Genomic DNA, 21,407 nt, shown 5'->3' on the forward strand with positions numbered 1-21,407 from the left:
GCCCCCTTTCGGGGGCTTTTTTGTGAGCGGTTCATTCTTTCGGATATCGGGTAGCTTTCAGGCTTTCCTTGATTTTCTTGAGATGGCCCAGAAAATCCGATCCACGTTTCAGCGTTACACCGGTTGCGAGGATGTCGATGACCGTCAAATGAATAATTCTGGAAGACATGGGCATGTACACTTCTGTGTCTTCCGGGGTTGTGACGCCAACCACCACCGTACAGAATTCCGCAAGAGGGGATTCCGGGTTTGTTATACCAATAACCGTTGCGCCGTTCTCTCGCGCCACTCTGGCGATATCAACGCTTTCCTTGGTTCGGCCGGTGTATGAGATCATTACGATCACATCTCCGACCTGCGCCCCTGCCGCCACCATTCTCTGCATGAGAGCGTCGTCGTATGAGGTTACGGGAATGTTGAATCGAAAAAACTTGTGCTGGGCATCGAGTGCGACCGACGCGGAGCCGCCCATGCCAAAAAAGTGGATCTGTTTTGCCTGGATAAGATAGTCGATGGCCGAAGCTAGCGCTTTGTGATCGAGTGACTGGCGAGACTTATCCAGGTTGGCAATGGTGCTGAGCATGATTTTGTCAGCGAATTCAGCCACGGTGTCGTCGGGCTCTATATTCTGGCCGACATAGGGTGTTCCTGTCGCAATGCTCTGTGCTAATCGGATCTTGAAGTCCGGGAAGCCCGTCGCTGAAAAACTCCGACAGAATCGGTTTACAGTAGGTTCGCTGACATTGGCCGCCCGGGCCAGGGCTGCAATGCTGTACCGCGTTGCAGCGCTGGGGTCCTTAAGAATCGCTTCTGCCACTTTGCGCTCGGACTTGTTCAGATTATCCAGGCGTTCCTGAATATCTTCCAGCAGATTCTCTTCCCGGTGCGCGTGACTGGTTGTCATGAATGGATGCTCCGTTGATCTCTTGGGGGCCGAATCATCTAAGAACTCGGGAGTATACCGTTTTATTGGTGTGTTTGCGGTAGTCAACGTGTCATAACGTGGTTTTCTGAGGGCTGGGAGTCAGCAGTTTGACTGTTTTTTTTTCTAAAACTACTACTTCCTGTTAATGTGAATGAAGTGGAGCGGCAAATCATGGAGGGCGCGACTCATGGTAAAGAACGCGAATGCCCCGTGTGACCTGATGCTTTTTGGCGCCTTGGGTGACCTGGCTCAGCGTAAACTCTTCCCTGCGCTGTATCAGCTGGAGCGCGCGGGCTTGCTCGCGCAGGGCAGTCGCATTCTGGCGATTGCGCGCACGAAGGCAACAACAGCGGACGTCCGGGAGCAACTGTTTGAAAAGCTTCGCTATCATGTGAAAGACAGTGAGTTTGATGCTGGCGTGGCGAATGCATTTCTGCAGCGGGTGGATTACCTGTTGCTGGATTTCACCGATCCTGAGGGCTACGGGGCCCTGCGTGAGTGGCGGGATGAACCCAACAACGAACTCATCGTCTACATGGCCACGCCGCCTTCGATGTATGGCGTGATTGCCCGCAATATGAAGGCGACCAGTTGTTGTAATGAGAAAACCCGGGTGGTGGTGGAAAAACCTATTGGCCACGACCTTGAGTCGTCCCGGGTGATCAACGATGAGCTTGGAGAGGTCTACCACGAAAACCAGTTGTTCCGGATTGATCACTATCTGGGTAAGGAGACCGTGCAGAATCTGATTGCCCTGCGATTCGCCAACAACCTGTTTGCCTCCCAGTGGGACCAGAATCATATCTCTCACGTTGAAATTACCGTCGCGGAGAGCGTCGGTATAGAAGGGCGCTGGGGCTATTTTGACCAGGCCGGTCAGATTCGCGACATGATTCAGAATCACCTGCTGCAGTTGCTGTGCCTGATTGCGATGGATCCGCCTGCCGACCTGTCAGCGGACAGTATCCGGGACGAGAAGGTAAAGGTACTCAAGGCGCTGAAGCGGATTACCCCGGACATGATGGATCGGTACGTCGTGCGTGGTCAGTACACTGCAGGCACCAGCAATGGCAAGCCGGTTCCGGGTTATCTGGAGGAGGAAGATGCCAACAAGGGCAGTGCCACCGAAACCTTCGTGGCCCTGAAGGCTGAGATCGACAACTGGCGCTGGTCTGGCGTGCCCTTTTACATCCGCACGGGCAAGCGACTACCGGAGAAGCTTTCCCAGATCATCATCCATTTCAAGCCCGCGCCTCACTACATTTTTGACCCGGACCAGAAGCATTTGGCCAACAACAAACTGATTATACGGTTGCAGCCGGATGAGGGAATGGCCCTGAAAATCCTGACCAAGGATCAGGGGCTGGATAAGGGGATGCGATTGCGGCAGGGGCCGTTGGAGCTGACCTTCTCCGAAACCTTTGAAGCGGAACGCATTCCGGATGCCTATGAGCGTTTGCTGTGGGAGGTGATGAAAGGTAATCAATACCTTTTTGTTCGCAGGGATGAGGTGGAATACGCCTGGCGCTGGGTCGACGAGATCATCGCTAACTGGCGAGACAGTGGCGAACCGCCCAAGCGATATGCCGCCGGCACCTGGGGCCCGGTTGCCTCCATTGCCATGATCACACGGGATGGGAGGAGCTGGTATGAGGATGCCTGACATCCGCTTGCCAGAGGGGGTAGGGTTTCACGCCGATGATAATGCCGGGCGCGTGGCCCGGGCCTTGGCCTCGACCGTCGCCGATGTGCTCGCCAGTCGTCTTGAGCAGGCGTCCAGGGTCAGCCTGGTGGTGTCCGGAGGCTCTACGCCTTTACCCTTCTTCAAGGCGTTGTCCGACGCGGATCTGGACTGGTCCAGAGTGGATGTTGTGCTGGCGGACGAGCGCTGGGTGCCGGAGGGCGACCCTGCCAGTAACACAACCCTGGTCAGAAACAATCTGTTAGTGGGCAGGGCTGCGAAAGCCCGTTACCTGGCACTGAAGCAGCCGGGGGAAATTCCGGATCAAGGATTGGAGGCAGTTCGGCAGGCGCTTTCTGTGCTGGTTCTGCCGGTGGATGTGGTGATTCTGGGAATGGGCAATGACGGTCATACCGCTTCGCTGTTTCCGGATGCGCCTGAGCTGCCTGAAGCCATGGATGAGTTCAATACTGGTCTGGTAGCGGCGATGACACCCGAATCCCAGCCTCAGCCCAGGGTGACGCTGACCCGGGCGGTACTGGCGCAAGCGCGCTTTACCGCGCTGCACCTGAAAGGGGAGGACAAGCTGGAGACGCTCAGAAGGGCGTGTTCGGCTCTGGATGATGTATTTGCCATGCCGGTGCGGGCCTTCCTGAAACCCGGCCTGGAAGTGTTCTGGAGCCCGTGACGCCGCGTTGCTTGTCTGGTCACCGCCGCTAACTGCTTTAGGAGATCACCATGAATCAATTGTCGGACTATCATCGCGAGCGGGTGCAGGCCGTTCTGGCAGCCTCGCCTCTGGTGCCTGTGATTGCGATCAAAGACCCGGACGATGCCATCCCGCTGTGCCGTGCGCTGGTAGATGGAGGTATCCGGGTACTTGAAATTACCTTGCGCACCGAGCATGGAGTGCGTGCCATTGAAAAGGTCAGGAAAGCCATTCCCGAAGCCTGGGTTGGTGCAGGAACGGTTACCAGTATCGCCCAGTATCGACAGGTGGAGTCTGCTGGTGCGCAGTTTGTGATTACCCCCGGGATTACTGAGGCCATTCTGGAGTTCGGTGTTACCTCCGAGGCACCGCTGTTGCCAGGGGTTTCGACGGTGTCCGAGCTGATGATGGGGTATGCGTTGGGCTATCGGGAGTTCAAGTTTTTCCCGGCGGAAGTGGCAGGGGGTATCCCTGCGCTTAAGGCCTTCAGCGGGCCATTTCCCGATGTCGTCTTTTGTCCGACTGGTGGCATTAGCCGCCAGACAGCCAGAGATTATCTGGCGTTACCGAATGTCTGTGCTGTTGGTGGGTCCTGGCTCACGCCGGCGGAGGCCATTGCCGGTAAAGACTGGCCGGCAGTGTCGGAAATTGCCAGGGGAAGTCTGGGCGACCTTTAAACCGGACACATAAAACCCACCGTCGTGGTGGGTTTTGTGTGTCCGGCCGAAGGCTGTGCCAGGCGCTGCCCGGCGGCTAGCGGATATCGCTGCCAACGCGCACGATTTTCATAGTGTTGGTGCCGCCCTGAGCGTTGACGTAATCCCCCTTGGTAATCACCACCAGATCACCTTCGCCGACTACGCCGCGTCTGCGCAGTTGTTCCACGGCCTCAGCATTGGTCTGCTCATTGGCAATCCGGGCCGAATCGAAGGGTATGGTCTGCACGCCGCGGAAAAGAACCACCCGGTGCTGGGTGGAGTGATGGCGCGACAGGGCAAAGATCGGCAGGCTGGACTTGATGCGTGACATCAGTCTGGGGGTAGCGCCTGTCTCAGTCATGCAGATGATGGCACGCACACCCTGCAGGTGGTTGGCGGCGTACATGGCAGACAAAGCGATGGCTTCGTCGACCCGCTCCATGCTCTCGTGAATCCGGTGTTTGGACTGGTGCATGGAGGGATGCCGTTCGGCCCCCAGGCAGATGCGGACCATGGCCTCTACCGCTTCTTTCGGATAGTCACCTACTGCGGTTTCGGCCGACAGCATGACCGCGTCGGTGTAGTCCATTACGGCATTCGCGACGTCGGACACCTCGGCCCGGGTGGGCATCGGGTTGGTGATCATCGATTCCATCATCTGGGTTGCGGTGATGACCGCCCGGTTCAGAACCCGGGCGCGGGCAATGATGTGCTTCTGAACTGCTACCAGTTCGGCATCGCCAATCTCAACCGCCAGGTCGCCCCGGGCGACCATGACGGCGTCTGAGGCGAGGATGACCTCATCCAGGGCCTGGTCGTCGTGTGCCAGCTCCGCCCGCTCAATTTTGGCGACCAGGCCCGCCTCAGAGCCGGCCTCGCTCAGCAGTCTGCGCGCGATGTGCATATCTTCGGCGGTGCGCACGAATGAGACGGCGACATAATCCGCGTCAAGTTTTGCGGCGGTAACAATGTCCTGCTTGTCTTTCTCGGTCAGAGCTTCGGCAGACAGTCCTCCGCCTCGCTTGTTCAGGCCCTTGTTGTTGGATAATGGACCGCCAATCAGTACCTTGGAGGTAATGCTGTGCTCGTCTACCGACATCACTTCCATTTCGATGCGGCCGTCGTCGAGCACCAGAATGTCGCCGGGGGCAACGTCTTCAATCAGTTGCTCGTAGTCGATGCCCACCCGCTCGGCTGTGCCGGCGTCCTTGTCCATGCTGGCGTCGAGAACGAAGGTTTGCCCGGCTTCCAGGAATACCTTGTTATCGGTGAACCGCGCGATGCGCAGCTTGGGACCCTGAAGGTCGGCGAGAAGGGCAACAAAGCGGCTCTGTGCTGCAGCGGCTTCACGAACCTGGCGGGCCCGGGCCATGTGCTCTTCGGCGCTGCCATGGGAAAAATTCAGGCGAGTCACGTCAACGCCAGCCTTGATGATGGCGGCAAGTGACTCCGGTGTGTCTGTGGCGGGGCCGAGCGTGGCGACAATTTTCGTGCGCCTGAGCATATGTGGGTGTCCTTATTCCGGGTTCGCCGGTATGGTCGAAGAGTCGACAGTGCCGGCGGTCAATGAAAACGGGTGCCAGTATATGAACTACTGATGACCCTTCTGTGACACGGTTTCACCTCGCTAGATGTTCGAGGGCTCCCGATGCCTGCTTTCGTGATATGTAGTAAAGTTACCAAAATAATGGCGATAATTTTTTGCTGTGTCTATGTTTTGAAGCGTTTTTTACTATTCTTTGTTCTATGTTCGAGTGAATCCGTAGAGGAGGCTGCAGGATGCATCCAACCATAGTGAAGGTTACTCAGAGAATTGTGGCCCGAAGTCAAGCCACGCGGCAAGAGTACCTCTGTCGTATGGCGGCGCTGAAAAAGAACTCCCCCCAACGGGGCACGCTGTCCTGTGGCAACCTTGCCCACGGCTTTGCCGCCTGTAATCAGGCGGATAAGAACACGCTCAAGTTGATGAACAAGGCCAACGTGGCAATCGTAACGGCCTACAACGATATGCTTTCGGCTCATCAACCCTACCAACAGTTCCCCGATATCATCCGCGAGGCGGCCCATGGTATGGGGTCGGTGGCCCAGGTTGCCGGGGGCACACCCGCCATGTGTGATGGCGTGACCCAGGGGCAGCCTGGCATGGAGCTCAGCCTGTTCTCCCGGGACACGATCGCCATGAGCACGGCGGTTGCTCTCAGCCACAACATGTTTGATGCCACGCTGTTGTTGGGGATCTGCGACAAGATTGTTCCGGGGCTGCTCATCGGATCGCTGAGTTTTGGCTATCTGCCGACCATACTGGTACCCGCCGGCCCCATGCCGTCCGGATTGCCCAACAAAGAGAAGCAGCGCATCCGTCAGCTCTATGCTGAAGGCAGGATTGGCAAAGAGGAGTTGCTGGAAGCCGAGAGCAAGTCATACCACAGTCCCGGTACCTGTACCTTTTATGGCACCGCCAACAGCAACCAGCTGTTGGTTGAGGTGATGGGGCTGCACTTGCCGGGTGCCGCCTTTGTGAATCCAGGCACACCGCTGCGTGATGCGCTGACCAGGGCAGCGACGGAACAGGTTATCCGGTTATCGAAACCTAACGGTGGAGATCTGGGGCTGGGCGATATGGTAGACGAAAAGAGCATCGTCAATGCTCTGGTCGCCCTGCTGGTAACGGGCGGCTCAACCAACCACACCATTCACTGGATAGCCATCGCCCGCGCTGCCGGCATCATCATTGACTGGAATGACTATGCCGAGCTTTCTGCGGTTGTGCCCTCGTTGACCCGTATCTATCCCAATGGCCAGGAGGATGTGAATGCCTTCCACGAGGCGGGTGGTACGCCGTTCCTGATCCGCGAACTGCTTGCTGGCGGATACCTGCATAACGACGTGCACACAGTGATGGGCCCAGGCCTGGAGCAGTACGCCCGCATGCCGGAACTCGACGATGGTAAGCCCGCCTGGAAGCCTGCAGCTGAGCAAAGTGCCATGCCGGAGGTACTCCGTGGTGTGGCCCAGCCTTTTGCGCCGGATGGTGGGCTCAGGGTGCTGGAGGGCAATCTGGGCAGGGGCGTGATCAAGGTCTCGGCAGTCGCGCCTGAGCACCATACCATTGAGGCCCCGGCCGTGGTATTCAACGATCAGAACGAGCTCAAGGCGGCCTTCGAGGCCGGAGAGCTGAATCGGGATTGCGTTGTGGTTGTGCGATTTCAAGGTCCCCGTGCCAATGGTATGCCGGAGCTACACAAACTCACCCCTTATCTGGGGGTGTTGCAGGACAGGGGCTACAAAGTGGGCCTGGTGACGGATGGCCGGATGTCTGGCGCTTCCGGGAAAGTGCCTGCCGCCATCCACGTATACCCCGAAGCGTTAGATGGCGGACCTTTGGCCCGAGTTGAAGACGGGGATACCGTTGTCCTGGACGCCCGCAACGGAACCCTCAGCATCAGGGTAGAGGATGACGTGCTGGCCGCCCGCAGGCCTGCAACGACGGATTTGTCCGGCTATCATACGGGCTACGGGCGGGAGCTGTTTGGTTGGTTCCGTCGTTCGGCAAGCAACCCTGAACAAGGTGCCAGTTTTTTCTGGAACCACGAGGCATGACAGCAGAACACTATTCTCTGGTGGGGGACATTGGGGGAACCAATGCACGCTTTGCTCTGGTGGGGCAGGGCAGTATAGAACCAGAAGCTATTGAAGTTTTGCCCTGCCGTGACTACGAGAATCTGGATCAGGCGGTGGTCACCTATCTGGAACGTGTAGGTGTGGCGTCGGTCAGGCAGGCCTGTCTGGCCGTGGCCTCCCCCTTGCGCGGTACCCGGGTGACAATGACCAACAATCACTGGCGCTTTGACATTGAGGCGGTGCGACAGGTCTTTGGCTGGTCGGCCTTCAAGGTCATCAATGATTTTACCGCCATGGCGCTGGGCGTGCCCCATGTACCGGACGCCAATCTGGTGCACGTTTGTGGCGGCCCGGGAGACCCTGGCCGGCCGAAACTGGTGATGGGTCCGGGAACGGGCCTGGGCGTTTCCGGTCTGGTTCCGATTCGAAATGGCTGGGTGCCTTTGGTGACTGAAGGGGGCCATGTGGATTTTGCCCCCACCGATGACACGGAAATGGAGGTGTTGCGCCTTCTTCGGGCCAGGTTTGGGCGGGTGTCGGTCGAGCGGATTCTGTGCGGCCAGGGTTTGCTGAACCTGTATCAGGCGCATGCCGAAATCCGTGGCGTGGCGGCCCCGCTCGATGCTCCGGAGAAGATCACAGCCGCCGCTGTGGACGCCTCCGATGCCTTGGCCGGGGAAGTCCTTCGGCATTTCTGCGAAATGCTTGGGCGAACCGCAGGCAATTCGGCGCTGACGCTGGGGAGTCTGGGCGGCGTGTACCTGTGTGGCGGTATGCTGCCAGGGTTTCTCGACTTTTTTCTTGGGAGCCCGTTCCGTGAAGCCTTTGTAGCCAAGGGGCGGATGCGTCCGCTAATGGAATTTACACCGGTTTACGTGGTGACGGAGCCCTATACCGGTTTACTGGGAGCTGCCGAAGCGTTAGGAAATTCTGAGGTATGACCGATTCTTTGATAAACCTGTCCTTTGATGAGCTGGTTCGGCGTGTTCGGGCCTGTCAGATTTGTGCAGGCGATCTGCCCCACGAGCCGAGGCCGGTCATTCAGCTTAGTGAATCCTCCCGCATTCTTGTGGTCGGGCAGGCGCCGGGTCGACGGGTACACGAAACCGGTCTGCCGTTTAACGATCCCAGTGGCGACCGGCTGCGCCAATGGATGGGCATTACCCGCGACACCTTTTACGATGAACAGAAACTCGCCATCCTGCCCATGGGATTCTGTTATCCGGGCACCGGTAAATCCGGAGATCTTCCTCCACGCCCCGAGTGCGCTCCGGCCTGGCGCCGGGCGTTGCTCGACCGCTTGCCGGAGATTCGCCTGACCTTGCTGATCGGTCAATATGCTCATGCCTGGCATATTCCCGGCGCAAGGCGCGCGGTTACCGAGAATGTGCGGCAGTGGCAACAATTCTGGCCTGATGTCATTCCGATGCCCCATCCCAGCCCCCGCAATAACCTCTGGTTGCGAAAGAATCCCTGGTTTGAAGCGGAAGTGGTGCCGGCCATTCAGGCCAGAGTTGCTAGCATTCTGAACTGACCTGGCCACTCCGGTTCATATACTCAGATAGCTCGCTGTATTGTTCCGGGTTAATGTACAGGCCCTGTTTGGTTCGCCGCCAGAGCAGGTCCTCTGGTGTGATCGCCCATTCGTGGGTCATCAGATAATCCACCTCGCGACGAGACAGGGTATCGGTAAACCAGTGGCCGAGATCGGCCATGTTCTGACAGCCTTCCAGAATCTGGTAGCTGCTGGTGCCATAGCTTCGCACAAACCGATGGATTACAGCATCGTCCAGCCAGGGGAAATCGGCCGCGAGTTCGGTGGCCAGCTGCTCCTGAGTGTTGAAGTCGCCGCCGGGCAGCACGGCCGTTCGGGTCCAGGACCGGCCGGCACCGGGAAAATAGCGACTGACCTGATCGGTCACAGCTTCGGCGAGCTTCCGGTAGGTGGTGATCTTGCCCCCGAATACCGAGATCAAAGGGGGCAGCGAGTCCTCATCATCAACCTCGAATGAGTAGTCGCGAGAGGCAGACTGTGCGGTGCCACCCTCGTCGTCCATCAGCGGCCGAACACCGGAGTAACTCCAGACTACATCGTTGGCGGACAGTTGCCGGCGGAAATACTGGTTGACGATCGACAGCAGATAGTCGGTTTCCTCTGGGGAAATCCGCGCCTGCGACGGATCGCCCACGTAATCGACATCGGTGGTGCCGATCAGGGAGAAGCGGTCCTCGTAGGGGATCACGAAAACAATGCGCTCGTCCTGATTCTGAAGAATATAGGCTTCGGTATCCTGGTTGAGCCTGGGTACGACGATGTGGCTGCCCTTGACCATGCGGATCTGCTTGGGAGCTGGCATAGACAGGCTTTCACCGAACAGGCTGCTGACCCAGGGGCCGGTGGCGTTAACGACCACCTTGGCGCGGATGTTGTACTGCTTGTCCCGGTGGTGATCGTCCAGGGTGGCGTGCCATTGCCCGTTACGGCGCTCGGCGCGGCTACAGCGGGTGCGGGTCAATACGGTTGCGCCTTTTTCAGCGGCCTTGCGAGCAGACAGTACCACCAGCCGGGCATCGTCAACCCAGCCATCCGAATACTCGAATCCACGGCTGATGTCTGGTTTCAGGGGCGAGTCCGGGCCAAAGGTAATAGACCGGGAGCCGGGCAGCAGTTCGCGCTTGGCCAGATGATCGTAGAGGAAAAGGCCGGTACGGATCATCCACGCTGGTCGCAGGTGGGGCTGATGGGGCAGGCGAAAACGCATCGGCCACATGATGTGGGGGGCGTTTCGTAGCAGGGCCTCCCGTTCACCGAGTGCTTCCCTGACCAGCCGGAATTCGTAATGCTCAAGATAGCGCAGACCGCCGTGGATAAGTTTGCTGCTGCTGGACGAAGTGGCAGAGGCAAGATCGTTCATCTCACACAGAACAACCCGAAGCCCCCGGCCTGCGGCGTCCATGGCAATTCCGGTGCCGTTTACGCCGCCCCCGACCACCAGAACATCGCATTGCGTGGGGGGAGTGTGAGAGTTGCCTGAAACCAGTCCTTTGTTATTTGCCACTGCCTGAGTGCTCCTGATAATCGCACATAACGCCTGTCATGGAACGATTATCAGGAAACTGCCTGGTCCGGTAAAGCGACCCTGTCACAGGCGGGTGGGCTTACCTGCCTCTTTGCGGCGTTGCTCCCACTCTTCGCGGGTTTGTGCGGCTTCATCACCGGGCAGGAAGTCGATGATCTCGAAGTAATCAGAGCTGAACTGGTCTGCCACCACGGTTTCACGAGGTTTGATCCGGACCACGTAGACGGTCTGGACATTCTGGTGGTCGAACTCGCGCCAGTACTGTTCATCTTTCAGGAAGCTGTAGCGATGCCCCTCAAGGGCCCGGATAACGGCGTCTGTGTTGGTGCTGCCGGCCCGTTCGACAGCATCCTTGTACTGGTAAACAATGCTGTAGGCCGAGGCCGCGGATGATGAAGGGCGCATTTCATAGCGGTCTGAGAAGGCCTCAACAAAGTCTTTACCGCGCTGGTAGTTGTTCTCGTAGGGCAGGTTCCAGACCCAGGGGGCGGCACCAACAACACCTTCCATGATGGTCGGGCCAACCTGTCTGACCATCCCCAGTGTCAGGTTGGGCACAACGATCTGCATTTTTTCCGTCAAACCCATTTCATAGGCCAGGTTCAGAGCCCGGACCATGTCATCGCCGAACAATACCATCATCAATACTTTGGCATCGCTCTCCTGGGCCTGTTCCAGCGCTGCGCGGAAATCATTGATCAGCGCCCGGGGGAAGGGGGTTTTTACACCCTGGTGCACGTCGGTGTTTTCGGTGTTGGAAAACTTTCGTACCGATTCTTCCACGGACCATCCCCAGGTGTAGTCTGAGGTGATGTAGAAAAACTTCTGGTCGGCGTGGTTACGATTGAGATACTGGCTCAGTGCCTTGGCCGTCATCCAGGCGTTGTAGGGCTCCCGGAACATATATCGATGCCCCTCGGCGCCGGTGGTGGCATTGGAGTAGGTCAGGGTGCCGAAGTAGATTCGGTTACGATCCCTGGCGGCTTTGCCGGAAGCAATAGCGACGGCGCTGGAGACGCCACCGAAAACCATCTGCGCGCCCTCGCGGTCAATCAGTTCGGCGGTATTCCTGGCGCCCTGGTCTGGTTCTCCACGGGTATTGCGAATCACCAGTTCGAGGGGCTGGCCCATAACACCGCCTGCCTGGTTGATTTCATCTACCGCCAGATAGGCGCCAAGCCGTTGTTGAAGGCCCTGGTCCTTGTATCTTCCGGTCTGGGGGTAATTCAAACCTATCTTGAGGGTATCGGCGAGGACGGTCGTGCTGGATAATAGCAGGACAGTCGCAAAGATCAGCGCGTTCCTTGGTCTCATTTACGTTGGCCTCCGTAACGGCAGCACAGCGGGTATGGCTGCGTTGCAAACAGTTATTTTGATTGTTTATTGGGCAACTCAAGTGTCAGCCGATACTGTCCGGCCAACAATGGGACTAAAGTTGAAGTTCCGGTAACAATTTGTAGGACGAGCGGTCGATCACACAACCGTTGCTATAAGGCAGGGAAACATTGAGAAGAATGACCTATTCGCGCTCGACTGAAAGCCTGTCGGTGGTGCTCATGGCATTGCTCGCTTTGCTGGTGGCGCTTCCGGCCAGTGCCGAGTGGCACCGATACTCCGACACGGCAATGACAACGCCCGTTGAGCTTGAGTTCTGGGCTGATGAAAGCGTGACCGCCGATGTGGTGGCCCGTGAGGTATTCGATGTATTTCACCGTGTTGATATCCAAATGAGCCGGTACCGGGCAGATTCTGAATTATCAGCGCTGAACCGGGAGGCTGGAAAAGGCCCGGTTAACGTCAGTGATGGTCTGTTTAAGGTGCTTCAGAAAGCCCGTGAGGTGTCCGAGCTGAGTGAGGGGGCATTCGATGTCACCTTTGGCTCGGTGGGTTACCTCTATGACTTTCGGGCCGGCAAGCAGCCAACGGATGAACAGGTAGCGACCGGGCTCACGCGGGTAAACTTCCGCGATGTCGTATTGGATGTATCCGGGCAAACGGTGGCGTTTCGCCAGCCGGGAATGCTGGTGGACCTGGGCGGCATTGCTAAAGGTTACGCTGTCGATCTGGGTATTGAAGTGCTGGAAGCCCACGGCATACGCCACGCCCGGTTGAGTGCTGGCGGTGATATGCGTCTGCTGGGGGACAAGCGGGGGCGCCCGTGGTATGTGGGTATCCGGGATCCCCGGTCTGGCAATGACAACGCGGTGGTGTTGCCGTTGGCGGATGTAGCGGTATCCACATCCGGCGACTACGAGCGCTTTTTTGTTGATGACGCCGGTGAGCGCGTACACCACATACTGTCACCGAGCACTGGCCGTTCGGTGAAGGGAGTACAGAGCGTTACGATTATTGGTGACGATGCATTGACCACCGATGGCTTGTCCACCGCGGTTTTTGTTCTGGGCCCGGAGAAAGGCCTCAAGATGGTGGAGCGCTTGCCGGCGATCGAAGTGGTTGTGATCGACGACAAACGCATGATGCATGTGTCAGAAGGGCTGGTTCCCCCAGAGCCGTAGTAGAGGCAACGTCCCTGCTGTCAGCCGTTGATGGTGCCGTTGACCACATTGGAGAACGCAATCAGACTGTCCTGCATGGTGCTGTTGCCCAGGCCGTGGCCGGTAAAGCGAGCGCCAAAATCACCCTGTTCGCCATGCAGTGCCATGTAGTTCAAAAGCACCGTTTGAACCAACTGGTTGACGTTGTTGGCGGCCGGGCTGGAACCTGTGTCAACGGATGCATCTGGACGCATGGAGCCGATTTGCCTTCTAATCGGGGTAGGGCGGCCCTTTGGATCGTAGATGAGGAAGAACGAGGCAGCCGTTTGTTGGTTGTCACCAGTCCATTCACCTTTGCCTCTGCCTTCCAGGGAGTCATCAATTCGACCATTACTGGAAACCGAGCCGTCGCTGAATACATACAGCATCAGCGGCGTTCCAATTCGTGCAGCGTATTCGAGACATGCCCCCATGCAGCGGCCTGCCTGTTCGTCCCGCCGCTCTCCCGTGCCTCGCTCACCAGTGTGGTAGTCGTATCCACCCATGGTGATAGTACCTGCACCAGCGTAGCCGTTAAGCACCAGTTTCATCACAGAGGCTGTTTTCTGGAATTCCCGATTCCCGTTGAATTCCGAGCTTGAGAAAATACCGGCCGGGCCAACGATGTCGGGATCGGCCATTGGATCAAGAGGGTTTGCCTCTTTGCCATAACGGTCTGCGAGGTCTGCACTCTTGAGATACCCGCACTTCACCAGCTTTTTGACCACCTCATCTGTGGTGATCCCAGCGTTCACTTTTTTCATTTTGGCGTCGCTGATCTGGTAGATAGACTCCATGACGGCCACAGCATCGGAGGGATCAAGAATTCCGATCAAATCGCCTACGTCTACCAGGCCCGAGGCATCAGATGGGCGGTCTACCTTGGTGGGCCTCACTTCGGGGTCTATCAGGTTCATCGGCGCCATGGAGTTGCCCCCGGATTCCGAGCTCTGGGAGCCTATTAACGTAAGTAACTCTCCGTTGGCGCCGGCTTTGTAGATTCCATACATCGGGTTGTGTGGATTGTTGCCAGTATCGTTTTCTGAGCGAGCGGCGATGATAGCGCCATCCACGCCTGCGCGTGTGCTGGCACTGGTGCTTTGCATAATACCTCTCAGAAAACCACTATCGGAATGAAACGCCAGGCCAAGCTCCTCGTTTACGAAGGCTGGGTCAGAAGGCAGCATGTCACCCGGAAGCCCGAGTTTGTTGTATCCCGCAGTGGTTAGAAAGTCCATCTGACCACCCGCTTTGCCCATGAGTACGTTGGAGCCCGCGATGTTGGCGCCGCCGGCCAGATCAAAGCAGATGAAGGGTATCTTTCCGGCACCGGACACGGCGATACCGCAGCTTTCTTTCAGATTCTCGAGATCGGATGACAGCGCTGCGGCTGCCTGACGTGGATTGGCGAACAGGCTGAAGACCGAGGCGCCAAACAGGGTGGCCGAACCTGCCATCAGTCCTTGGGAAATAAACTCGCGTCTGGTCCGCGGCTTGCCATGATCCTGGTGGAGGAGGGGGCTGCCGTTTGCCAAAGGTTTTTTCCGGGATTTGCGTATAAACATGATCGGCTTCCTTTACTGAACCAATGTGGTGGCGCTGCCAAGAACAGCGGCACAACTTGCCTTGACAATCGTCTTGGTGCGGTCATCTTCACAAGCATTACCACCACAGGCTTTCAACTTATTGATGAGTGCATACAGCTCTGTCTGGATCTCATTGTCGGTCGGTTGGGAAGCCAGATTATCTCCCACGAAATGGGTCATCAGGGAGCTTGTAATCAAACTGTTGCCGCCATGATCAAAAGCGCTTTCGGCCGGAGCAGAAAAGTTAAAGCCAGGGAACATAGTTGATCGGAGCTCGTTGTTCTCTATCAACGCATCGCAATACTGGATAGCCAATTGCGTAACAGCCATCTGGTGCGACGACAGGAAACCCTGAATATTCTCCACCGTGGGCAGTTGTTGCTTCACGGTATTGTAGGTGGCACTTACATCCGGATGCGTGGTGGCAACGCCGGTCATTCGGGCCATGGAGGCATTGATTTCATCAAAGGTTTTCAGACCGATTTCCGGTGACGCCGGAAGGTCTGCCGGCTCGGGCTGCGGCAGGGGCGCGGGCTCGGTCCGGGCAAACTGGTTGCTGCCAATCTGATCAAAGGTCAGGAAGAACTCGTCAATTCCGGGGCCGCCTTCAAGCGCAATAATGGTGCCCATAGGGGACAGTGGCTGGCCGATGCCTGGCTGGTAGAGGTCTGCATCGAGCAGGACATCGAGGTTGGCCCAGGCTTGCCCGACAGTGGCTTCTTTACCGTTGATGCCCAAACGCATTCCCCTGAGCGGGATATTCGAGGGCTCGACGCTGTCATCCAGGCTGATGAAAAACGGACTGGTGAATCGGTAGGCGTAGCTGTCGAACTGGCTGACTTCAAAGACGATAAAGCTCTGTGGCAGGTCAATCAGGTGGGAGACCCCGAACAGCAGATAGAACTTCTGGCCCACACCCACTTCAAAGTTGGCCTGAATCTGCTGGGGTGTCAATGCACGGTTGTGAATGGCCACCATACGGATGGCCCCCTGCCACGGGGAATTACCGTCGGTTTCATTACCCAGCACCAGGGCAAAGCTGTCGTCCCACTCGGTCAGCAGTCCGCCCTCGTCGGGATCAAGGTCGCCCGAAAACTCGCCATTGACAAAGATCTGTCGACCGGTCGTCGGGCTGTAATTAACCACCACATGCTGCAAGGTTGCTTGCAACAGCATATCGGCATCCTGAGTCGCAAAGGCGCTGTTCTCGTCGCTGGTGGTGGAGCGATGCAGTACTTCGTAACGCTGGAGCGACTGGCTCAGGGTTACATTGCGTGTGGTCGCGGAGCCGGAATAGGTGACGATGCGGGCGTCTTCCTGGGTGATATTCCCGGGAGCTACCCAGGCTTCGATGCTGTATTCACCGGAGGTGGTCAGTTGGGTATGGAGTTTTCGGCTTGCCGAGGTGCTGCCCTGGGCCTTGCCGGCAGGCACCATAAATCCTTCGCTGTTTTCTCCTGCGGGGCCAAGGTCGATGCCCCAGCCGCCAACCCAGTCAACGTTGCCGCTGAGCGTGAGATTGAGCGGTGGCTCAATACCGCTGGTGTCAAATGCAGTTTGCCCTTCACCCGCTTTGAATTCGTACAGGGCAATGACATTGTCTTCATAGCGACCGCCGGAGTTGGCCAGCAGGCCGTCGGCACTGAGCTCAACCGCCTTGCTGACCACCAGAGCAGGGTCGACAGGCGTTGCGCTCAGATCCTTGACCATTTCCAGAATCTTCATTTCCATCAGGTTGGCCGAGGCTACGCAGTCGTTATCCCAGCAATTATGGAAGTCAAAGCGCAGCCGCTGTACCAGGCGAGAGTCCGCGGGCACCGTGGCATCAATGCGGCTTCGGGCCTGGTCGTAGGCGGTGTTTACATCGGCACTGGCAATATAGGGTGTCTGACCACCATCGCTATGGCACTCGCTGCAGTACTGTTCGAGCACCGGATACACTGTGGTGGCGAACAGGCCGGGCTCGGCCGGCAGAGAAATGGTGGCCCCCGGATCTTTCAGGGCCGGTGCACGTAACTCGACGGTTTTGGCCGAACCTCCACCGCCTGCCCAGTTTGTGATGTAGGTTGTCAGGATGTCGGCGCAGGCAGAGTTGCTGGATAACCAGCAGTTATGGCCATCTGCCACTTTGGTTACCATCAGGGAGTCAGACGGATCCGAGAGATTTACAATCTTCTTTGCCTGGGAATAGGCGCTGTTGACGTCCTGCTCATTAACAAAGGTGGGCGACTGACCATCGGCCCCGTGGCAGGACCCGCATTTATCCTGGGTAACCAGATTGTCCCAAACGCTGCGTTTGAAATTGGACACATCCTCGGTTGCCGGAGCCGGACCACTGTAGACAATGCCGCCTGAGTTGCCGGAGGTGTTGGGAAGAGATTCTGTAGACTCTCCGCCACAGGCCGCCAGCAGCAGGGTGGCTCCCACAACAACGAGTACCGATTTCAGGGCTTGCGCCGGTGTGTGTGTTCGCAGTGTCATCATCTGTTACTCCCCCATGCAGTAAACAGCGGATTCAGCGAACACCTGCTTCAGGTTGTAGCCCTGGTTCGCGAAGCTGACAACCATACTGTTGACCTTGGCCCGGTCGTCACTGTCCGAGGGTGGGCGCAGGCATACATTCTCGAAGACTTTCTTCACCTGACACTGGGCGAAGGCCTGGGAGTGGGCGAATTCCCGACCCAGGCTTTTGGCGCCGTTGCCGGAGCCGGGCAAGGTCGGATCCCAACCAAGGCGTCGATTGGCACCCTGGCGCCAGTAATTGTCCCAGCGGTCGTCAGGTGTGACATAACCCTGCTCAAACGTCGCCGAATTGATGTGATATTTGCTCTGAACCCGGGTGCCGGTTACCGGATCTGTCGTGCCGACGGCGTTGTAGACCAACCGCCCCAATTCACCGTCGGGGTCGTTGTTCTGGTCATACCGGTAGTCGTAATAGGCAAAGGCCTGTGTCATCGGATCCATGCCGGTGTGGCAGCCTACGCAGTTATTGAGAAAAACCCGGCTGTCTCCGCCGGGGCTGCGAGAGACATCCTGCCGAATACGGTCGGTGGGCAGGGTAACGTCAGCGACCTGCTCCAGGTCGTTGCACATGTGGTTGATCAGGGTAAACCGGAACATGGCGCGGTTGGTGCCCGCGCTGAAGAATGCTCGGGCAGAGGCACGGGAGGTGATCACGCCGGCCGTGGCCGAAGATGGCAGTCCGTTGTAGCTGGACTGGCTGACCCGAATCAGGTTATCGCGCAGGCTGATGCCCCGGGATTCCAGTTCTGAGTAATGGTTGTTGTTGCTCACAGAGTAGGGCGGTAAACCGAGAGACGGATCGCCAATGTAGAGCACGTCTTCAAAAAGGATCTTCCGAAAATCCTGGTCGTCCCGAACCATGCCGACAACGGTGGCAATGTAATCGTTGAGAGGCACGAACTTGGACATGGCCTCGTTGGTCCAGGGCGCAGCAAAGTTCTTAAGCGTGACATCGTAAAAGGCCGGATCTTCCATGGCGATGAACGCAGCGCCTTCGGGATTGGAAGGTATCAGGTCGGCCATCGACTGCAGGACGCTCTCGGACGGCGGAACGCCCGCAATACGGTCGTGTATCTGTTTGGCCTGTTCCCTGGCGCCTGCCTCAGCCAGGCTGGACACCATTCCTGAAAGAACGATGATACTGCAAGCCATGGTCATCAGGCTTGTCATCCTGTTCCGGGCGGTCATGTCCGTATCCCTCAATGATGGTTAGCATCCGCACATTAATGCTTTTTGACAATTGTTAAAAGTTTACGACTTGCTATATCTTAAAAATTGAGTCCCAGGCCACGTTATTACATTGCGTTACGTAAAAGCTTTGGAGTGACAGGTTCGAACCGACTTAATTTATGTCATGGAATGTCATCCACCACAGGGTTTGTTACATTGGAAGTCACGTCATCGGTTCTCTCTGCTCGCTATCACCGTGGTCGGTTGCTGGCCTGTATCGGTGCGCTGTCGCTGACAGGATGCCTGTCTGGCGGTGACAGCCAGAAGGCTGATCCGGTTGTGGTCGAGGAGCCGGTTGCCTACATAGAACGGCAACTTGTATTCAATGAAAACACCGGATCGCTGGTTGAGGATGACCTTGCGAACCCCGCAGAATTCAGGCCAGGCGCCCGCCTTTTGCTGAAGTCCAGCGCCGCAGCACGATCTTCGGCAAAGGATATATCCTCTGCTGCCTTATCTGGTGGTACCCCTGGACAGGGGGTCTACGACGTCAAAGATCTTCACGTGTCCCAGGATGGAAACCGGTTACTCTTTGCCCTGCGTGCCCCAGAGATAGAGGGTGCCGACGATGACGAACAGCCCACCTGGAATATCTGGGAATACGATCGAACCGCGGCATCGCTTCGCCGTATTATTGATTCGGATGTGACCGCCCGCGCGGGTCAGGACGTGTCGCCGGCTTATCTGCCTGACGGCCGGATTGTTTTCTCATCCACACGCCAGCGCGTATCCAAGGCGATTCTGCTGGATGAGGGCAAGCCTCAGTATTCCGGCCTGGACGAGGAACTGGACAGTCCGGCGTTTCTGCTTCATGTCATGGATGAGGATGGCCGCAATATCGAGCAGATCACCTTTAACCAGAGCCATGACCTGGACCCCGTGGTTATGGGCGATGGCACCATCATTTTCAGTCGTTGGGATAATGCCGGTCAGACTCGAAACAATGGTGTGAACCTTTATCGCATCAATCCTGACGGTACCGGGTTGAGCTACCTTTACGGCCGGCATTCCCATGAGTCCATTCCGGAAGCCGGCGACATCCAGTTCCTGCGGCCTCAGGCACTGGATTCAGGCAACCTGCTGGTCCAGTTGCGCCCCTTTGAAAGCGACGACTATGCGTCGGTGCTGGCAGAAATTGATGTTGAACGCTTTGTTGAGGCCAATCTTCGCGTCGATGGCACTGAGGCTGTGGGACAACGCTCATTGATTCCGGGCATTCGCCTGAATGGAGAGTTGTCTCTTGACGGGCGCTACGGGTTTGCGTCGCCGCTACTGGATGGCACCGGCCGTTACCTTGTCAGTTGGACTCCTTGCCGATTGCGGGAAGTTGCGACCGATCGCATTGTAAATTGTACGGAAGACCGACTGGCTTCTGACCAATATCGTCCGGCCCCCCCGGTGTATGGGCTCTGGCTTCTGGATGCGGCTGAAAGCACCCGCCGTCCGATTGTGACTGCGGTAGAAGGCGTCCAGTTTGACGAGGCCTTGCTGATGCGAAGTCGCCCTCTGGAACGTTTTATTCCAGAGGCCCAGTTCCCCGGCGATGCTGGCGCATTGGCGGATGACGGCTACGGAATTCTGCACATTCGCAGTGTTTACGATCTGGACGGCACGGACACCACGCCAGCCGGCATCCCCGCCATGGCCAATCCGGTGCAAACGCCCCCGGAGCAGCGGCCAGCAAGATTCCTGCGGCTAGAGAAGCCCGTGGCGATACCCGATGACGACGTACGGGATTTTGACAACAGCGCTTATGGGCGAAGCCGTGGCCAGCTAATGCGTGAGATCCTCGGTTATGTGCCGGTTGAGCCGGATGGCTCGGTGAAAGTGGCGGTCCCTGCCAATGTTTCCTTTGCGATCAGCGTGCTGGACGGGCAGGGGCGAAGACTCGGGCCAAGGCATGAGAACTGGCTGTCCGTGCGCCCTGGCGAGACCCGGGAGTGTTCAGGTTGCCATGATCCGGATAGCTCCGCTCCTCATGGCCGCACCGATGCCGGCCCCGCGCCCGCCTGGGCTGGGGCGCCAACCACTGGCCGGCCTTTTCTGAACACCAATCCTGCACTGTTTGCCGACATGGGCGAAACCATGGCCGAGGTCTATGGTCGCATCAACGGCATTCGCCGACCGTCACCGGATCTTGAGTACGAAGATGAATGGACCGACCCGAATGTGGCGCCATTGGGCGCGAGTTTCGCGTACGCTTACGGTGACCTGGACACGGCTCCGCCCATTTCCGGTGTCTGTGCTGGGGAGTGGTCGCCCAACTGCCGTATTGTGATTAACTACGAACAGCATATCCATCCACTCTGGGGTAAGCTCCGGCAGGAAGTGGACCCTGTCACCATGGACGTCATTTCTGATTCCACCTGCACCGGCTGCCACACTACCGCTGATGCAGCAGGCGCTGCTCAGGTGCCCGCCGGGCAGCTGGATCTGGGCGATGGCCCGTCACCTGCAGAGCCGCTGCACTTCAATTCTTATCGCGAACTCCTCTATCCGGACAACGAGCAGGAGTTGATGAACGGCGCCCTCGTGGATGTGCTGGTGGATTCCGGGGAGGTGCTAAGGGATGAAGAGGGCAATCCGATTCTTGATGCTGATGGGAACGAGCAACCGATCATGGTCACCGTGCCGGTTCGGCCATCCATGTCTGTCAATGGCGCTCGGTTCAGTCGATTCTTTGGTGTGTTCGCAGCCGGTGGCAGCCATGAAGGTTTTCTGAAGCCTTCCGAACTGAGGCTGATTTCAGAATGGCTGGATATTGGTGGCCAGTATTACAACAACCCCTTCGATGCCCCGGAAGACTGATCCAAGGACTCA

At 57.5% G+C, this 21,407-nt stretch carries 15 protein-coding genes; 8 read left to right on the forward strand and 7 right to left on the reverse strand.

Annotated features, from left to right (window positions below):
- Nucleotides 1-31: 31 nt before the first annotated feature.
- Nucleotides 32-904: a MurR/RpiR family transcriptional regulator gene (locus OZ656_RS08620; RefSeq protein WP_011785314.1), complete on the reverse strand. Its 873-nt coding sequence runs from the start codon at nt 902-904 to the stop codon at nt 32-34.
- 208 nt (nt 905-1,112) lie between these two features.
- Between OZ656_RS08620 and zwf the strand changes: the two genes are divergently transcribed.
- From zwf to OZ656_RS08635, 3 genes are read left to right on the forward strand one after another with little or no spacing between them, the layout of a single operon-like run.
- A complete protein-coding gene (gene zwf / locus OZ656_RS08625; protein WP_113879026.1) occupies nt 1,113-2,588 on the forward strand; it encodes a glucose-6-phosphate dehydrogenase in 1,476 nt (491 codons plus the stop codon).
- Complete coding sequence (gene pgl, locus OZ656_RS08630) at nt 2,581-3,294, forward strand: 6-phosphogluconolactonase (RefSeq protein WP_113879027.1); 714 nt, start codon at nt 2,581-2,583, stop codon at nt 3,292-3,294. The genes zwf and pgl overlap by 8 nt, the downstream gene beginning before the upstream one ends.
- Before the next feature lie 50 nt (nt 3,295-3,344).
- Nucleotides 3,345-3,992, forward strand: coding sequence for a bifunctional 4-hydroxy-2-oxoglutarate aldolase/2-dehydro-3-deoxy-phosphogluconate aldolase (locus OZ656_RS08635; RefSeq protein WP_113879028.1), 648 nt, complete (start codon nt 3,345-3,347; stop codon nt 3,990-3,992).
- Nucleotides 3,993-4,068: 76 nt separating this feature from the next.
- On the opposite strand, the gene pyk is transcribed toward OZ656_RS08635, so the two are convergent.
- A complete protein-coding gene (gene pyk / locus OZ656_RS08640; RefSeq protein WP_022991783.1) occupies nt 4,069-5,517 on the reverse strand; it encodes a pyruvate kinase in 1,449 nt (482 codons plus the stop codon).
- Nucleotides 5,518-5,792: 275 nt separating this feature from the next.
- Here pyk and edd point away from each other — a divergent pair, with 275 nt between their 5' ends.
- Genes edd through OZ656_RS08655 form a run of 3 tightly spaced genes read left to right on the forward strand, consistent with a single transcriptional unit; the run spans nt 5,793 to nt 9,168 of the window.
- Nucleotides 5,793-7,613 carry a phosphogluconate dehydratase gene (gene edd, locus OZ656_RS08645; RefSeq protein ID WP_031210482.1) on the forward strand — a complete coding sequence of 607 codons (1,821 nt, stop codon included), beginning with the start codon at nt 5,793-5,795 and terminating at the stop codon, nt 7,611-7,613.
- Nucleotides 7,610-8,575: a glucokinase gene (glk, locus tag OZ656_RS08650; protein WP_153741431.1), complete on the forward strand. Its 966-nt coding sequence runs from the start codon at nt 7,610-7,612 to the stop codon at nt 8,573-8,575. The genes edd and glk overlap by 4 nt, the downstream gene beginning before the upstream one ends.
- Complete coding sequence (locus tag OZ656_RS08655) at nt 8,572-9,168, forward strand: uracil-DNA glycosylase family protein (RefSeq protein WP_022991786.1); 597 nt, start codon at nt 8,572-8,574, stop codon at nt 9,166-9,168. Before glk ends, OZ656_RS08655 begins: the two co-directional genes overlap by 4 nt.
- Here the strand turns inward: OZ656_RS08655 and glpD are convergent.
- Nucleotides 9,152-10,591: a glycerol-3-phosphate dehydrogenase gene (gene glpD / locus OZ656_RS08660; RefSeq protein ID WP_379945209.1), complete on the reverse strand. Its 1,440-nt coding sequence runs from the start codon at nt 10,589-10,591 to the stop codon at nt 9,152-9,154. The genes OZ656_RS08655 and glpD overlap by 17 nt on opposite strands.
- 186 nt (nt 10,592-10,777) lie before the next feature.
- Nucleotides 10,778-12,028: a substrate-binding protein gene (locus OZ656_RS08665; protein WP_011785305.1), complete on the reverse strand. Its 1,251-nt coding sequence runs from the start codon at nt 12,026-12,028 to the stop codon at nt 10,778-10,780.
- A 200-nt stretch (nt 12,029-12,228) separates the two neighbouring features.
- Between OZ656_RS08665 and OZ656_RS08670 the strand changes: the two genes are divergently transcribed.
- Nucleotides 12,229-13,230 carry an FAD:protein FMN transferase gene (locus OZ656_RS08670; RefSeq protein ID WP_278350917.1) on the forward strand — a complete coding sequence of 334 codons (1,002 nt, stop codon included), beginning with the start codon at nt 12,229-12,231 and terminating at the stop codon, nt 13,228-13,230.
- A 20-nt stretch (nt 13,231-13,250) separates the two neighbouring features.
- Here the strand turns inward: OZ656_RS08670 and OZ656_RS08675 are convergent, their stop codons facing one another.
- From OZ656_RS08675 to OZ656_RS08685, 3 genes are all read right to left on the reverse strand, one after another.
- Nucleotides 13,251-14,705 carry a general secretion pathway protein GspF gene (locus OZ656_RS08675; protein WP_228198054.1) on the reverse strand — a complete coding sequence of 485 codons (1,455 nt, stop codon included), beginning with the start codon at nt 14,703-14,705 and terminating at the stop codon, nt 13,251-13,253.
- Nucleotides 14,706-14,825: 120 nt separating this feature from the next.
- Nucleotides 14,826-17,318 (reverse strand): LamG domain-containing protein, encoded by a 2,493-nt coding sequence (locus OZ656_RS08680; RefSeq protein ID WP_141066854.1) that lies wholly within the window; start codon nt 17,316-17,318, stop codon nt 14,826-14,828.
- 3 nt (nt 17,319-17,321) lie between these two features.
- A complete protein-coding gene (locus tag OZ656_RS08685) occupies nt 17,322-18,515 on the reverse strand; it encodes a hypothetical protein (protein ID WP_227548969.1) in 1,194 nt (397 codons plus the stop codon).
- A gap of 201 nt (nt 18,516-18,716) precedes the next feature.
- Between OZ656_RS08685 and OZ656_RS08690 the strand changes: the two genes are divergently transcribed.
- Entirely contained in the window at nt 18,717-21,395 is a 2,679-nt protein-coding gene (locus OZ656_RS08690) for a PD40 domain-containing protein (protein ID WP_153741428.1), read from the forward strand.
- Nucleotides 21,396-21,407: the final 12 nt, after the last annotated feature.

It is taken from the genome of Marinobacter sp. LM1, from assembly GCF_042763285.1.
Lineage (GTDB): Bacteria > Pseudomonadota > Gammaproteobacteria > Pseudomonadales > Oleiphilaceae > Marinobacter > Marinobacter nauticus.